We start from the raw sequence: 14,398 nt of genomic DNA on the forward strand, positions 1-14,398 counted from the left end.
GCTCGCCGCGAACTGTGTCACTCGACCGGGTGGGTCCTGCCAGATTGTCACCATGCGGATCGTCTTCGTCCACGGTGCCTTCGTCCGCGACGGCGCCTGGTGGTGGCAGCCGACGGCGGACGTCCTCGCCGGCCGGGGTCTGCGCAGCTCAGCGGCGGTGCTGCCGAGCTGCGAGAGCGAGCCGCGCGGCGATCTCCACGACGACGCGGCGGCCGTCCGCGCGCTGCTCGACGCCTCCGACGAGCCCGCGCTGCTCGTCGGGCATTCCTACGGCGGGATGGTGATCACACAAGCCGGCAACCACCCCGCGGTCCACCGGCTCGTGTACGTGACGTCGTTCCTGCCGGACGCCGGCGAGGCGCTCGCGGACTTCGGCGGCAGCGAGCCACCGCCGCGGCACGTGAGCCACGGCGACGGCACCGCGAGCGTCCGCGAGGAGCTGGTGCGGCCGCTGTTCGCCCAGGACTTCGACGACACCACCTACGCCGGTGCCGCCGCCCGGCTCACCGCGCAGAACGAAGCCGTGTTCGGCCAGCCCGTGACGACCGCCGCTTGGCGGGCGGTCCCGTCCACCTACGTCGTCTGCGCCGACGACCGCGCGACGCTGCCGGAGACCCAGCGGCGGCAGGCCGCGCGCGCGACCGACGTCGTCGAACTGCCGGTGGCGCACCACCCGTTCGTCACGCGGCCGGAGCTGGTCGCCGGGGTGCTTCAGACGATGACGTAGCCCATCAGGAACTCCTTGGTCTTGCCCTCGCAGCCGGCGTCGAGCGAGTCGAAGTGGCTGGCGCCCGCGTTGCAGCGGTAGAGCGCGCGGGTGCTCCCCCAGGACGGCGGGTTCGCGTAGATGTGGCCGAGCAGGCCGAGCGACTGCTGGCCTTCGCACTTGCCGCTCTGGTCGGGCGAGGTGAACCAGTCCTTCTGGTCCTTCACCTTGCAGGCGAACAGCTTCCGCGTCCCGGGCTCGGCGTTGGCGACGAGCGAACCGAAGACACCTTCCTTGGTGAACCCGGCCGGCGGGCCGACCTTCTTCGTCCCGCTGAAGTGACCGCCGTCGGCTTGGTGGAAGCGGATCAGCGGCACCTCCTCGAGCTTCGGCGGCCGGTCCCCGGCGGTCGGCGACGGTGGAGTGGAACTCGCGGACGTCGTCGGCGCGGGCTTCTTGGTGCTGTGTTTCGTCGTTGCCGTCGGGCTCGCGGACGACGAGGTCGACGCGGGAGCGGCGACGGGCGCGGGCGTGGTGCGGTCCGGCTTGAGGAGGAAGATCGCGCCGAGCGCCGCGATCACCGCGACCGCCACTCCGGTCAGGATCAGCGGCAGGCGGCGCTTCTTCGCCGGCCGACCGTCCACTGTGGCCGGTGGCGGCGTGGCGAGCCACGCGGTCCGCGACGGCGCGGCCGGCGCGCCGGTACTCGCGGTTTCCAGCAGCCGCCGCAGGCCGGCCGCGGTCAGCCGGTCCGAAGCGGACTGGGTGAGCAGCCCGCGGACGGCGTCCGCGAGCGGGCCGCGGCAGCGCTCCAGCACGGGCTGGTCGTACATGATCGCGTGCAGGGTCGCGGCCGTCGTGGTGCGCTGGAAGGGCGCGCGGCCTTCGGCGGCGTGGAAGAGCGTCGCGCCGAGCGACCAGAGGTCCGCCGCCGGCGACGGCCCGGCCCCGGCGAACAGCTCCGGCGCCATGTACCCGGGCGACCCCATGACGCCGCCGGTCTGCGTCAGCGACGGGTCGTCCAGCGCCCGCGCGATGCCGAAGTCGGCGAGCTTCACGCGGTCGCCGGGCAGCACCATGATGTTGCTGGGCTTGACGTCCCGGTGCACGATCCCCGCCGCGTGCGCGCTCTCCAGCGCGCCGAGCACCTGCAGGCCGAGCGCGGCGACGCGGCTGGTGTCCAGCGGTCCTTCGCGCCCGATGATGTCCGCCAGCGTCGGCGCGACGACCAGCTCCATGACGATGAAAGTGGCGCCCTGCTCGCTGACGACGTCGTACACCGTGACGACGGCGGGGTCGTTGAGCCGCCCGGCCGTGCGGGCTTCGCGCATGACCCGCTCGAGGCTCGTGCCCGGCGGGGTCGCCAGCTCCTTGAGCGCGACCGGCCGCCCGAGCACCGTGTCTTCGGCGCGCCAGACGACGCCCATGCCGCCCCGGCCCAGCTCGGCCGAGATCGCGTACCGCCCCGCGACCAGTCTCATCGTCGCCCCCCTGAACGCCGTGGGGGCGATGCTAGGGGAGGCGCCGGGCGGGCCCGGCGCCTCCCCGGCTCAGGCGGCGTCCCAGAGGGTGAGGAACGCCGACGCCTCGCTGCGGGCCCAGGGCCGCAGCCGTTCGCGGTCGCGCGCCGAGAGCTGGAACTCCTTGCTCCGCCGGACGTCGATCACCAGGGCGTGGCCGCCCGGCAGGACGTCCGGCATCGCCTGTTCCAGCACCCACAGCGCGAGCTGCGCGGAGTCCTTCGTGAGCGGCTCTTCCTTGAAGTAGAGCCAGGTCGCGTACCGGCGGCCGTCGCTCTTGCGCAGCCCGAGCTGCGGGCTGACGCCGATCTCGAGGTCCCCGATCCGGCAGCGGCCGCGCCCGACCTCGACCAGCCGCGGCGACTTCCGGCCGAGGTAGCGCAGCCAGCCCTCGGCGATCGCCGCGTAGTGCGGTTTCGTCCGGTCGTCGGCGGCGTTGACGAGCGCGCGCAACGCCGTCGCGTCCTGCCCCGCCGCCCGCCCGGACCGCACGGCGTTGGCCGCCCGCCGGTAGTAGTTGAACGCGGCGCGCGCCGGGTCCTCGTAGAGCCGGCGCTGCCGCCGGACGAACGACGACCGCGACGGACCGGTACTAGCGCTGTAGCCCACGAACGTGGGCAGGGTGATGTAGGCCATGGCCCTGCCTTCCTCCATCGCACCACCCGCGGACACGGGCGGCATCTCCCCTGGACAACGCCCATTTTAGAACATATGTACGACAGTTTTCGGCCGCCGACGAGGTGACGGCGGCGAACTCGGGCGTCGGAATCCGGCGAACCGCGGGTCGGCTATGGTGAACGGGTGTCGGTGCACTTGAGGGGCGGGGAGCCGGAGAAGCGGATCCAGCCCCTTCCGGTCCACGAGGCCTGGCTGCCGAAGGGCCACTCGATGTACCGCCCGCGGCACGGCCGGCAGCAGGTCGCCCTCGTCTGCGCGGTCATCTTCTTCCTTACTCCGGTGGTTTCGCTCGGCCTGTTCGGGCCACCCGAGGCGTTCGAAAACCGCAAGCTCCACGACTTCCCGAGCCTGTCCGACGGCTGGGGCTTCTTCAGCGGGCTCGGCGCCTGGGCCACCGACTGGCTGCCCGGCCGCCAAGCCGCCGTCCAGGCCGAAGACGGGATCAGCCGATCGGTGTTCGGCGAGCCGCCGGCGCTCGGCGCGAAGCCCCCGGCCCCCGGGGTCGGCCCGGTGCCGGCCCAGCCGCCCGCGCGCCCGGACACCGGCCAGCTGCCGGGGCAGACCAACAGCAACTACCCGGCGGTCGTCGAAGGCCGGGACGGCTGGCTGTTCCTCGGCAACGACCTCTACGCCAAGTGCAACCCGATGATCCCGACCGCCACCGTGATGGACGAGCTGATCGGGTTCCGCCGGGCGGTCGAGGCGTCCGGACGGCGCCTGGTGCTGGTCGTGCCGCCCGACAAGTCGGACATCTTCCCGCAGTTCCTGCCGGACCAGTACCCGGGCAAGGACTGCGCCCCGGTCGCGGCCCGGACGATGTGGCAGCGGCTCAACAACGACGTCGGCTACCTGGACATGCGCGGGCCCCTGCTCGCCGAGTCGCAGCGCCGGGGTGCCCCGATCTACTTCAAGCAGGACACCCACTGGCAGTTCCACGGCGGGCTCACGATGGTCCGGGCCGTGGCCGAGGACCTGCGCCCCGGCGTGACCCGCACCTGGCGGACCGCGTCCAAGGAGACGTTCGACAAGCAGACCGACCTGCCGCCGCTGATCGGCCGCACCGGCAGCGAACCGGCGGAGCTGGAAAGCCTGGCCCCGGACGGCGGCGCCGACCGGACGCGCACCTTCTTCGGCCAGCCGAACACCGTGCCCATCGAGCTGCACGGCCCGGCCGTGCCCGGCACCGTCCCGGACAAGGTCGCGATGATCGGGGACTCGTTCACCGGGTTCGCCAACATGTACTTCGCGGCCGCGTTCACGGACATGACGATCATGCACTCCGACTACGTCGTGCAGGACACCGCGGCGGCCGCCGCGAAGCTCGCCGACAGCGATGTCGTCGTCGTCGAAATCGCGGAACGCAACCTCATCGGCGGGCAAAGCCCTATCCTGGCCCCGGCCGTGGTGAAGACGCTGAGCGAGCAGCTCGCGAAACACCCCCGGCAGTGACCGCGCGCCAGCGCATGGACGAAGGAATCTGATGATCGTGCGGGAGCTGCCGTGGCTCGCCGGTGTGGACGCCGGCAGTGCCTCGATCACCGCCGGCCGGGTCGCGGTCGGCGGCTGGCTGGTCTCGCCGAGCGGACCGGACGGCAGCACCGTCCGGCTCGGCGGGCAGATCGCCCGGGTGCACTGGGAGCGCGGGACGACCGCCGTGCCGGGCGTGCCCGAGGACTGGCCGAGCTGGGTCTGGCGGGCCGAGGTCGACGTCGACCAGCCGGTCGGCGTGGAGGCGACGGTCACCGCGCCCGACGGCACCGAGCTCAGCCGGGTCGCGGTCTGGCCGGAGAGCACCTACCGGATCCCCGCTTCCCTGGGGGAGATCGACCACCCGGCGGCGGACGCCGAGCTCGTCGGTGACCTGGTCGTCGTCTCGGGGTGGCTGCTGCTCGACGGCAGGTTGCCCAGCCGGATCGAGGTCGAGGTCGACGGCGCAGCCCCGCAGCGCGCCCGGCTGATGCTGCCCCGGCCGGACGTCACCCGGAACCTGCCGGGCCAGGTCCGGCAGGCCGGGCTGAGCGGGTACGAGGCCCGGGTGCCGCTGCCCCTGGCGGCCGGCGACCGGCGGAAGGTGAGCCTGCGGGTCCGGGCCTGGACCCGCGATGGGCGGGAGTGGACGTCGCCGGTCCGGTACGCGACGTTGCGTCGCCGGGCGGTGGACCGGCGCGACGCCGAAGCCGCGGCGCGCGCGACGGCGTTCACCGAAGAGCTGCTCGGGCGCGTCAAGGCCGCCGTGGACACCGACCACGTCCTGGTCGTCACGCACAGCCTGCGCGTCGGCGGCGGCCAGTTCTGGCTCAGCGAGCTGCTGCGCCACCTGGCCGGCTCGCACGGGCACAAGGTCACGCTCGTGTCCCCCGAAGACGGGCCGCTGCGCGCGGAGCTGGAAGACCTCGGCGTCACCGTGCACGTCACGGGCCACCACCGCGTCCAGGACGCGACGCAGTACGCCGCCTACGCCGGTGAGCTGGCCATGCTGGCCACCGCGTCCGGCGCGGGGGTCGTGCTGGTGAACACCCTCGGCATGTTCGCCGGGGTGGAGGCGGCGAAGCTCGCGGGACTGCCGGTGGCGTGGGTCATCCACGAAAGCTTCAGCCTGGAGGACTTCGCCTACCTGAACTGGGGCATGGACGGGCTCGACCCGCTGGTGCGCGAACGCTGGGAACGCTGCCTGGCCGACGCCGACACGCTCCTGTTCGTCGCCGACGCCACGCGCGAGATGTTCCTGCCCTGGTCGCGGCCACGGCGGTGCGTCACCGTCCGGTACGGCATCGACCTCGTCCCGGTCCAGCAGGCGCAGTACGCCACCAAGGAAGAGGTCCGGCGCGAGCTCGGCCTGCCCGAGTCGGCGACCGTGCTGCTCAACATCGGCGTCAGCGAGCCGCGCAAGGGCCAAGCGCCGCTGCTGCTGGCCTTCGAGCAGGTCCGGGTGACGCACCCGGACGCCCACCTGGTGATCGTCGGGACCCACGAGTCGCCGTACTGCGACGCGCTGCGGGACTACGTCGAGTCGGCCGGGCTGGGCGGCTCGGTCAGCCTCGTGCCGATCTGCCGCGACCCGCGGCAGTGGCTGCGCGCGGCGGACCTGTTCGTCAACAGCTCCGACATCGAGTCGCTGCCCCGCTCGATCCTCGAGGCGATGGCCTTCGGCGTGCCCGTGGTGGCCGCCGACGTCTTCGGCACCCGGGAAATCGTCAGCGACAGCGAAAGCGGCTGGTTGTTCCTGCCCAACGACCTCAGCGCGCTGACGGTCGGCCTGCTGCGGGCGCTGGACACCCCGCCGGAGACCCGCGCGCGGATCGCCGAGCGGGCCCGGGCCGGCGTCGGCGCCTTCCTGGACTCCGCGCACTACGGGCAGGAGTTCTCCACCATCCTGAAGAGCCTCGCCCGAGGCACCGGTACCGAGGAACGGGACGCATGAGCGCCGAAGAAGACCGCGCGGTCAGCCGCGAAGACGAGGACGCGCCGGTCGAGTACGCCGTACCGGCGTCCGTGCGGGCCGAGCTGCTGCAGCTGCGCGCCGAGCGTTCGGTGCTGATGGCCGAGCGGGAACGGCTGCTCGGCCGGCTCCGCGGCGCCGACGCCGAGCTGCGCGAGGCCCTGCGCGTGCAGGAACGGCTGGTCGAGGACGCCCGCGCGAACGACGAGCTGCGGCGCCAGGTCGACGAGGCCTCGGAGGCCCGCGTGGAGCTGGACGCCCTGCGCCGCGACCGCGATCTCGCCCGGCAGGAGCTGGAGCGCACCCGGCTGGAGCGCGACCAGCTGCGGATGGACCTGCTGCAGGCCGAGCTCACCCTGCACGGCGCCGACCTGCCCGAACTCGTGCCGACGGACGACCGGGACGCGGAGCAGCTGCGCCGCCAGGTCGCCGAGCTCGCCCAAGAGCTCGAAGCGCACCGGCAGACGATCAGCTGGCGGGTCACCGCGCCGCTGCGCACGGTGCGCCGGAAGACCCGCTGACGGTGGCCGATCCCCGACTGGTGCTGGCGTCCGCGCCGGGCGGCAGCGCCTTCATGGAAGAGCTTTTCGAGGTCGTCGCCGACGCGGTGCGCCGGGCCGGCGGGCGGGCCGAGACGCACGTCGGTCCGCTGCCCGACGAGGACGACGACACGGTCTTCGTCGTCGTCCCGCACGAGTACCTCGTGGTGCTGCCCGAGCGGCAGCGGCCGCGGCCGGACCAGCTGCGCCGCACGATCGCGTTCTGCGTCGAGCACCCCGGCACGCGGACCTTCGACACCAGCGCCGCGCTGCTGCCCGAGTTCGGCGGCGCGGTGGACATCAACGCCGACTCCACCGACGAGCTGGTGCGGCGCGGCCACGACGTCCGCCGGTTCCAGCTCGGCTACACCCCGCTGTGGGACCGGTGGGGCGGCGACCCGGACGCACCGCGCGACATCGACGTCACCTACCTCGGCACCGCCGAGCACCGGCGCTCCGCGCTGCTGGCCCGGGCCGCCCGCGACCTGGACGGCTTCGCGGTCCGGCTGCTGACGCCGCCGCACGAGCCGATGGTCAAGCCGCGACCGGACTTCCTGATGGGGCGGGCGAAGCACGAGCACCTGGCCCGCAGCCGGGTGCTGCTGAACCTGCACCGCGAGGCGTCCCGGGCCCTGGAGTGGGTGAGGGTGCTGGAAGCGGCCTGCAACGGCTGCGTCGTCGTCACCGAACCGAGCCGCGACCTCGCGCCGTTCACCGCCGGGCAGCACCTGCTCGTGGCCCGCGAAACCGTCGTGGGCGCGGCCACCGCGGCGATGCTGCGCGACGGCGAGCTGGAGCGGTCGATCCGCGCCGAGGCCTACCGCTTCGTCAAGGAAGAGCTGGACATGGGCCCGTCGGCCCGGACGCTGCTGGAGCTGGCCGCGGACCTCGCGGAGCGGCACCCGGCGCCGGCCCGGCCGGAACGCCCGCTCCGCAAGGCGGCGGCGGTCGTCGTGCCCGCCGACGGGCCGCTGGCCGTGGACACCCCGAGCTGGGACCCGCGGTTCCTCGGCGAGGCCTCCCTCGGCGGCGACCCCGGCCCGGACCGGCGGCTCGCGGCACGGCTGTTCGTGGAGCGCGCGGAAACCGCCCGGCGGACGGACGGTGGCGTCCTCACCCCGGCCGCACTGCCGCTTTCGCCGGGGGCCGCGCCGCGCGCGGACGACCTCGACGTCCTCGTCGTCCGGCGGATCGCGGACCCGGGGGTCGCCGCGCTCGTCGACGACCTCGCGCGCGGGACGACGGTTCCGGCGCGGGTCCTCGTCTGCCAGGACGGCACCGCGGAGCCGCCCGGGCCGAAGCCCTACGACGTGCTCCACCACCCGGTCCCCCGCGGCACCGGCCACGCGTACAACCGGCTCCTGGCCGAGTCCGAAGCCGACCTGCTGCTGGTGCTCGACGCGGGTGTGCGATGCTCGCCCCACCTGGTCACCCGGTTGCTCGCCGCGGTGCGGGCGGGCGCGGACGTGGCCCACTGCCCGGTCGCGGACGCCGCGCGGGGCCTGGTCGGCGCGCTCCCGCCGGAAGCACGGCGGCTGGCGCGGCTGCCCTACCTGGGCAGCGGCTACCTGGTCCGGCGGACCGTGCTCGAGAAGCTGGGCGGCTGGCCGGAAGACCCGTGGGCGGAAGGCCTGGAGCACCACGGCTTCTGGCTCGGGGTCGCCGGCCGGGACGCTCGCACGGAGCTGGTGCAGCAGGTCCTGCTGTCCCGCACGGTGCCGGACCCGCCCGCCCGGCCGCTCGACCTCGATCCCCAGCGCGCCTGGGCCGCAGCCAACGCGAAACGGTAGGACATGGACAGCACCGAGACCACGGACGTGCTCCCGGCGATCACGGCCGAGACCCCCGCTCCGCCGGAGTCACGCCCGGAACCGGCGGAGCCCGCCGACCGCGGACCGCTGCCGTCGTTCCTCCCGCAGCTGACCGGGGTCCGCGCGCTGGCGGCGCTCTGGGTGCTGACGTTCCACTTCCGCCCGGAGCTGGTCTCGTCGTTCCCGTTCCTCGGCAGGCTGGCGCCGCTGTTCGACGCCGGGCACCTCGGCGTCGACCTGTTCTTCGTGCTCAGCGGTTTCATCATGACCTACACGCACCTCGAGCGGATGACCGAGCCGTGGACGCCGCGCAAGGCGCTCGGCTTCCTCTGGCTGCGGCTGAGCCGGATCTGGCCGGTGATGTTCCTGGTGCTGCTCGGCTGGGCGCTCTACCGCGCGTACTCGCTGCAGGTGAACGCCGACGCGAGCATCCAGGCGGCGGCCAGCCCGGCTCGGTTCCTCGAACACGTCCTGCTGATCCAGGGGTGGTTCATCGAACCGGACCAGTGGAACCCGGTGGACTGGTCGCTGAGCGCGGAATGGCTCGCGTACCTGGTGTTCAGCGTCGCGGTCGCGGTGCTGGCGAAGATGCTCCGGACGGTCCGCATCCGCTCGCTCGTGCTGTGCGCGCTGGTCTCGGTGTTCCCGATCGTCGCGATCGGGGTGACCATGGAAGACGGCAGCGACCTGCTGCTGTTCCACAACGCGCTGGTGCCCGGGATGATCCCGTTGCGCGTCCTCACGGAGTTCTTCGGCGGGGCGTTCACCGCGCTGATCGTGCTGCGGTACGGCCGGTCCGCGCGGCTGCCGTGGTTCCTGCGGCCGTCGGCGGTGTTCGTGGTCATCGTCGCGATCATCTTCCTGGTGCAGCACTTCGACCCGTTCCGCCGCTACAACATGGGCCTCGACTGGCGGATCAACGGCCACCTGATGTGGGGCTCGGCCGAGACGGTGGTCGTGGTTCCCCTGTTCCTGCTGCTGATCGGCTCGCTGGCGATCAGTGAGCGCGAACCGCTGGCGTGGCTGCTGCGCACGAAGCTCCTGATCTGGGGCGGCAAGATCTCGTTCGCGCTCTACCTGGTCCACTGGCTGGTCATCGACGTGATGCGGCACGTCATCCAGACCAAGCTGAAGCTGACGGACATGCCGACCAGCTGGGAGTACCGGCTGATCGTGCTCGGCTTCATCGGGCTGACGATCCTGATCGCGCAGGTGCTGCACCGGTACTTCGAGGAACCGACCCGCCGGGCGATGCGCCGGATGCTGCCGGAGTCGATGCGCGCCTGAGGGTTCAGCCGGCGACCGGCTCGGCGAGCCGGTCGGTCCAGGCCTGGCGCAGCTCGGTGGTCCGCTCGGCCAGGTAACCGGCGTCGCAGCGGCCGGCCTGGCGGACCACCTGGAAGCGGGCTTCGACGGCGGTGGCTTCCAGGACCGCGGCTTCGTCGAGCTCGAGCCGGTGGCACAGGTCGCGCACGACGTCCCCGACGGTCGGGCCCGGCGCGTGGCCGCCGCGCGCCAGCTCGTCGGCGGTGATCAGGACGCCGCGGGCGAGGACGTCGGCCGCCGTGCACCCGTCGACCGACCATTCGAGGTCGATCGGCTCGAGCCCGGACGGGGTCACGAGCAGGTTCTGCGGCGTCAGGTCCCACAGCCGCGGGCCGAGCTCCGCGGCCCGGGCGACGACGAGGTCGCGCCAGCCGGCGAACAGTTCGGTCCACCGCGCGGGATCCGCTTCCGCGAGCTCGAGCACGGTCGGCGCGTCGAACACTTCGTCCACTGTGGACACTATGCGGACGCCGTGCGCGGCGCCGGGGTGCGCGGCCAGTGGCGTCCGGCGCACGCGCAGGACGTCGCCGTCGCGCTCGACGACCGACCGGGTGCAGAAGTCGGCGGCCCGGTCCGTGCTGAAGAAGACCGCCAGCGCGCCAGCCGGCCAGAGGCCCTCGGCGCCGTCCTTCGCGGCCAGCACGAGGAACGAATTGCTGTGGTGCGCGGCCAATCCGGCGTCGACGAGCTCATGCCACACGCGCTGCTCGTCCACCACGCGGTTGCCGCCGCCCGCCCAGTCCGGGCTGGGGAAGCCGGGCAGCTGCGTGGCCAGCCGCGGCTGGGTCGTGAGCAGCTCGTCGGAGAGCAGGGCGCGCGTCAGCTTGTAGTCCGGGAACGCCCCGAGCACGGTCGATCCGGCGAACCCGGCGCGGCCGACCAGGTCCAGGAGCCGCTTGCGGGAAAAGGTCCGCGCGACACCGCCCGCCGGGTACCCGGCGACGCCGTCCCACGGGATGCCGGTGTGGTCTTCGGCCGCCCCGCACAGGTACTTGACGCCCAGCTGGTTCTCGATCGCGAGCACCAGCGTCCCGCCCGGGCGCAGCCGCGCGTGCGCCGCGCGCAAGAAGCTGACGTAGGGGTCGTCGGCGGCGCCGCCCGCACCCACGTACTCGAGCACGCCGACGACGATCACGACGTCGTAGGCCTCGGCCGCGGGAACGTCTTCGATGCCACCGACGAAAACCTCGACGTCACCGAAGCCGCGGGTCCGGGCCCGGGCACCCCGCGCACGGCTCAGCACCGGCTCGACGGCGTCCACGGACCCGCAGCTCTCGGCGAGGTAGCGGGTCACCGCGCCGGTGCCGCAGCCGATCTCGAGCACCGTGGCCCCCGCCGGCAACCGCAGGCCGCGCAGGACGTTCGCCCGGCCGTGGTCGAGGTGGTAGCGCTCGGGCCAGGTGCGCGCGGCGAGGGTCAGCTCGTCGCTGAGCGACCCGCGGTCCTGCGCGTTCTCCAGCAACGCCGTGACGATGTCCTCGGCCCCGTCGGCGTAGTCCGAGACGCCGTCGGAGAGCACCGTGCAGCCGTGCTCGTCGTGGTCGACGAGGGACCGCAGCGGCGTGGTCGCCTGGACACCGGTCACGAGTTCGGAACGTTCTCCAGCATCGCCTTCATGACGCCCTGGAACTCCTTGGTCACGGCGGTGTCCGTGGCGGGAGCCTGGTTGACGTCCACGCGCAGCACGGCGGCGCCGGAGACGTAAACCGCGCGGTAGGTCGTGTGGTCGGACAGGACCGCCTTGAAGACCGAGACCGACTGCGGGAGCCCGGCGTGGTCGGCGACCGGCTTTAGGCTCGTGCTCGGCGCCGGCTTCTGCATGGATTCCGCGAGGCGGTTCGCGTCGTCGACGCTCTTGGTGTTCACCAGCACGACGGTGTAGTCGAACGGCGTGTTGGTCGACGCCTGGCAGGTGACGTACGCCGAGCCGGTGGACTTGATCGCGGTCGCGTCGGCCGCGGTGAGGAACTCCTTGTCGACGGCGTCGTCGACGCTCATCGTGCCGTTCTTCTCACTGGCCTTGCCCGGCATCGGCGGCACGCGGGTCGGCGCGATGCTCGGCGGCGGGGCGCTGGTCGACGGCGCGGACGTCGGGTTGTTCGACGTGGTCGGGTTCGCGACGGAGTTCGAGTCGCTGCGCAGGCCGAACCACCAGATGGCGAAGCCGGCGAGCAGGACGACCAGCACCGCCGCGACGATGACGATGCCCTTCTTCTTGCCGGACCCGCTCTTCGTCTCGAAGTAGGACTCGGGGCCCTGGCGCATCCAGTTCAGGTCGTTCGAACCGTGCGGTCCGGCGGGATCGGCGCCGCCCCACGGCGGTGCGGCCGCTCCCGGTGGCACCTGGTTCCAGCCCGGCTGCGCGGGCGGCTGCTGCTGCGTGTATTCGCCGTAGTTCGGCTGGTACTCGCCGGTGTTGCGGACCACCTGGGTCCGCTCGGGGCTGTCGTCGCCGGCCGGCTGCGCCGCCGGGAACCCGCCGGACGGCGAGAACGGCTGCGACTGCGGCACGTAGGCGGTCGCCCCGGGAGCACCGGGCTGGGCCTGCTGCGGGTGCCACGACACCGCCTGGGTGCGCTCGGCGTCGCCCCCCTGGTTCGGCTGCGGAACGCCGCCGGGCGGGCTGACCGGGCTGATCACCTGGGTCTCGTCCGCGCTGGACGGCGTCTGCGGCGGCGGCTGCCTGTTCTCCACGCCGACGGCCGAGGAAAGTACCTGGTCGCGCCGGAGGCGGTAATCGTCCGCGGAAAGCTTCCCCGCCGCGAGCTCCTCGTCAAGCCGACGCAGCTCCTCCTGCCAGGACACCAGGAGCCCCCTTATTCCGGTTCCGGTCCGATCGGCCGGCCACGGGCCGACCCGACTTCGCCTGTCGAATGCCATGCACATTGTGCACTTCAGGCCGCCCCGGCCGACCTGCGGGTCGATTTGTTATCCGGGCTTCCGCGACCGCCTGTTCAGCCGGGTGGCAGGACGGTCGCGACGGTGTCGCGAATCGCCTTGAGCCGGGCTTGCAGCTCGGCGGAATCCCCGGTTTCCCGCTGGGAAACGCCGACTCCCACCACGACGGCGCCCGAGGAGTACCAGAGAATGGCGACCCAGCCGTCGGTCCCCCGCTGCGTGTACATCAGGTCGTTGTCGGTGGGGCCGATCTGGGTGGCGGCCAGGTGCGCCCCGGAGAGGTTGTTCCGCAGTCCCGCCGCGAGGTGCTTCGCGTCGAAGACGGACAGCGTCGGGATCGCCATCAGCAGGTTGCCGTTGCGCGGCTTGGCCAAGTCGGACGACGCGCGGAAGATGATCTCCTTGGCGTTGTGGGACTGGAGCTGCTTGGCGTCGGCTTCGGTGATGACCTTCGCCTCGAGCGCCTTGTCGATCGACATCGTCGAATCGGCGTCGTTCGGCTTGCCCGGCAGCGCCGGCAGCCGCTGGTCGAGCGGGATCTGCGGATCGATGGCGCCGTTCGTCGGCGCCGCGGTGGTCGGCACCAGCGGCAGCGCGGCGTCGGAGTGGTTGTCGGTCCGGGTGCCGAGCCAGTAGGTGCCGCCGACGACCAGCACGAGGACCACCACCACCCCGAGGGTGAGGAACAGCCAGACGGGACGGCCCTGCCCGTCTTCGCGGCCGGGGAACCGGTGCCTGCCGGGCTCCGCTTCCGGGCCCGTCGGCGCACCGGCGTCCCCCGCGACCGGCGGGAACCGGCTCAGCGGCGGCGGCACCGGCACGTGGCCGTCGACGCGCAGGTACCGGGTCGGGACGATGTCGGCCGGGCTCGGCGCGGTGGTCATGTGGTCCGGCAGGGCGGGGATCCCGCTCGGCGCCGGCGTCTTCGCCGCCTGCGGGGTCCGCATCCAGGGGCGTTCCTGCGGGGTCACCGGTTTCGACACGGGCCGCGGCGCGGGAACCGGCTCGGCCGGCGGGGCGGACGCGGGGTTCGTGCTCTGCCACGAGCGCTGTCCACCCGGCCGGCGCAGCGGCGAAGGCACCGGCGACGGCACGGTGGAGCCGGAGGCGGCGGCAAGGAGTTCGTCCCGTTGCTTGCGGTGCGTCGCGGGCTCGATTCGCCCGGCTGCCAGGTCTGCGTCGAGTCGGCGCAGATCTTCCTGCCAGCTCATGTTCGACCCCCATCCACCGTTCGGGGCATCAGTCTGGCACGAAGGGCCGACCTGCGAGGTTGCCGTTTGCGGTTGATCCGCAACGTAGCGGAAGAAGGGGGCTTTGGGGAGCCTTCCGTGAGTGCCCGGTTACTTAGCCCGAAGGTGTGACTTCGGCCGTGTCGGTGAACGCCGTCCCACTGTCGTGCGCCTTCTGAGCAGAGCATCGGCCCGGAGAGGAGGCACCGTGATCTGGATCTGCCTGGTCGGTGTCCTCGCCGTCGTTTTCCT

11 protein-coding genes are annotated in these 14,398 nt (G+C 72.9%); 6 read left to right on the plus strand and 5 right to left on the minus strand.

Annotated elements, in window-relative coordinates; all coding sequences use genetic code 11:
* Nucleotides 1–52 precede the first annotated feature (52 nt).
* Nucleotides 53–727 (plus strand): alpha/beta fold hydrolase, encoded by a 675-nt coding sequence (locus ACIRSS_RS33095; protein ID WP_400901695.1) that lies wholly within the window; start codon nucleotides 53–55, stop codon nucleotides 725–727.
* Here the strand turns inward: ACIRSS_RS33095 and ACIRSS_RS33100 are convergent.
* Together ACIRSS_RS33100 and ACIRSS_RS33105 are read right to left on the minus strand one after the other, a co-directional pair.
* Complete coding sequence (locus ACIRSS_RS33100) at nucleotides 712–2,187, minus strand: protein kinase (protein WP_400901697.1); 1,476 nt, start codon at nucleotides 2,185–2,187, stop codon at nucleotides 712–714. The two genes, ACIRSS_RS33095 and ACIRSS_RS33100, sit on opposite strands and share 16 nt — an antisense overlap.
* A 69-nt stretch (nucleotides 2,188–2,256) precedes the next feature.
* Nucleotides 2,257–2,862 carry a hypothetical protein gene (locus ACIRSS_RS33105; RefSeq protein ID WP_400901971.1) on the minus strand — a complete coding sequence of 202 codons (606 nt, stop codon included), beginning with the start codon at nucleotides 2,860–2,862 and terminating at the stop codon, nucleotides 2,257–2,259.
* Between the two features lie 165 nt (nucleotides 2,863–3,027).
* Between ACIRSS_RS33105 and ACIRSS_RS33110 the strand changes: the two genes are divergently transcribed.
* The 5 genes from ACIRSS_RS33110 to ACIRSS_RS33130 are packed head-to-tail and all read left to right on the plus strand — an operon-like array spanning nucleotide 3,028 to nucleotide 9,980.
* Nucleotides 3,028–4,353: a hypothetical protein gene (locus ACIRSS_RS33110; RefSeq protein ID WP_400901699.1), complete on the plus strand. Its 1,326-nt coding sequence runs from the start codon at nucleotides 3,028–3,030 to the stop codon at nucleotides 4,351–4,353.
* A gap of 31 nt (nucleotides 4,354–4,384) precedes the next feature.
* Nucleotides 4,385–6,325: a glycosyltransferase family 4 protein gene (locus ACIRSS_RS33115; RefSeq protein ID WP_400901701.1), complete on the plus strand. Its 1,941-nt coding sequence runs from the start codon at nucleotides 4,385–4,387 to the stop codon at nucleotides 6,323–6,325.
* Entirely contained in the window at nucleotides 6,322–6,864 is a 543-nt protein-coding gene (locus ACIRSS_RS33120; RefSeq protein WP_400901703.1) for a hypothetical protein, read from the plus strand. The genes ACIRSS_RS33115 and ACIRSS_RS33120 overlap by 4 nt, the downstream gene beginning before the upstream one ends.
* Nucleotides 6,865–6,866: 2 nt before the next feature.
* On the plus strand, nucleotides 6,867–8,672 hold the full coding sequence (locus tag ACIRSS_RS33125; RefSeq protein ID WP_400901705.1) for a glycosyltransferase: 1,806 nt from the start codon (nucleotides 6,867–6,869) through the stop codon (nucleotides 8,670–8,672).
* A 3-nt stretch (nucleotides 8,673–8,675) separates the two neighbouring features.
* Entirely contained in the window at nucleotides 8,676–9,980 is a 1,305-nt protein-coding gene (locus tag ACIRSS_RS33130; protein ID WP_400901707.1) for an acyltransferase family protein, read from the plus strand.
* Nucleotides 9,981–9,984: 4 nt separating this feature from the next.
* Here the strand turns inward: ACIRSS_RS33130 and ACIRSS_RS33135 are convergent, their stop codons facing one another.
* The 3 genes from ACIRSS_RS33135 to ACIRSS_RS33145 form a co-directional block, all read right to left on the minus strand.
* Nucleotides 9,985–11,604 (minus strand): SAM-dependent methyltransferase, encoded by a 1,620-nt coding sequence (locus ACIRSS_RS33135; RefSeq protein WP_400901709.1) that lies wholly within the window; start codon nucleotides 11,602–11,604, stop codon nucleotides 9,985–9,987.
* The gene (locus tag ACIRSS_RS33140) at nucleotides 11,601–12,824 is read right to left on the minus strand and encodes a hypothetical protein (protein WP_400901711.1); all 1,224 of its coding nucleotides are present in this window, start codon (nucleotides 12,822–12,824) and stop codon (nucleotides 11,601–11,603) included. Before ACIRSS_RS33140 ends, ACIRSS_RS33135 begins: the two co-directional genes overlap by 4 nt.
* A 149-nt stretch (nucleotides 12,825–12,973) precedes the next feature.
* The gene (locus ACIRSS_RS33145) at nucleotides 12,974–14,128 is read right to left on the minus strand and encodes a hypothetical protein (RefSeq protein ID WP_400901713.1); all 1,155 of its coding nucleotides are present in this window, start codon (nucleotides 14,126–14,128) and stop codon (nucleotides 12,974–12,976) included.
* Between the last annotated feature and the right edge of the window lie 270 nt (nucleotides 14,129–14,398).

It is taken from the genome of Amycolatopsis sp. NPDC101161, from assembly GCF_044768185.1.
GTDB lineage: Bacteria > Actinomycetota > Actinomycetes > Mycobacteriales > Pseudonocardiaceae > Amycolatopsis.

Excerpts from the sequence above, each read along its gene's own strand:
- ACIRSS_RS33100 (WP_400901697.1), bottom strand. The coding sequence starts at position 2,187 with ATGAGACTGGTCGCGGGGCGGTACGCGATCTCGGCCGAGCTGGGCCGG.
- ACIRSS_RS33145 (WP_400901713.1), bottom strand. The coding sequence starts at position 14,128 with ATGAGCTGGCAGGAAGATCTGCGCCGACTCGACGCAGACCTGGCAGCC.
- ACIRSS_RS33105 (WP_400901971.1), bottom strand. The coding sequence starts at position 2,862 with ATGGCCTACATCACCCTGCCCACGTTCGTGGGCTACAGCGCTAGTACC.
- ACIRSS_RS33115 (WP_400901701.1), top strand. The coding sequence starts at position 4,385 with ATGATCGTGCGGGAGCTGCCGTGGCTCGCCGGTGTGGACGCCGGCAGT.
- ACIRSS_RS33130 (WP_400901707.1), top strand. The coding sequence starts at position 8,676 with ATGGACAGCACCGAGACCACGGACGTGCTCCCGGCGATCACGGCCGAG.
- ACIRSS_RS33095 (WP_400901695.1), top strand. The coding sequence starts at position 53 with ATGCGGATCGTCTTCGTCCACGGTGCCTTCGTCCGCGACGGCGCCTGG.
- ACIRSS_RS33120 (WP_400901703.1), top strand. The coding sequence starts at position 6,322 with ATGAGCGCCGAAGAAGACCGCGCGGTCAGCCGCGAAGACGAGGACGCG.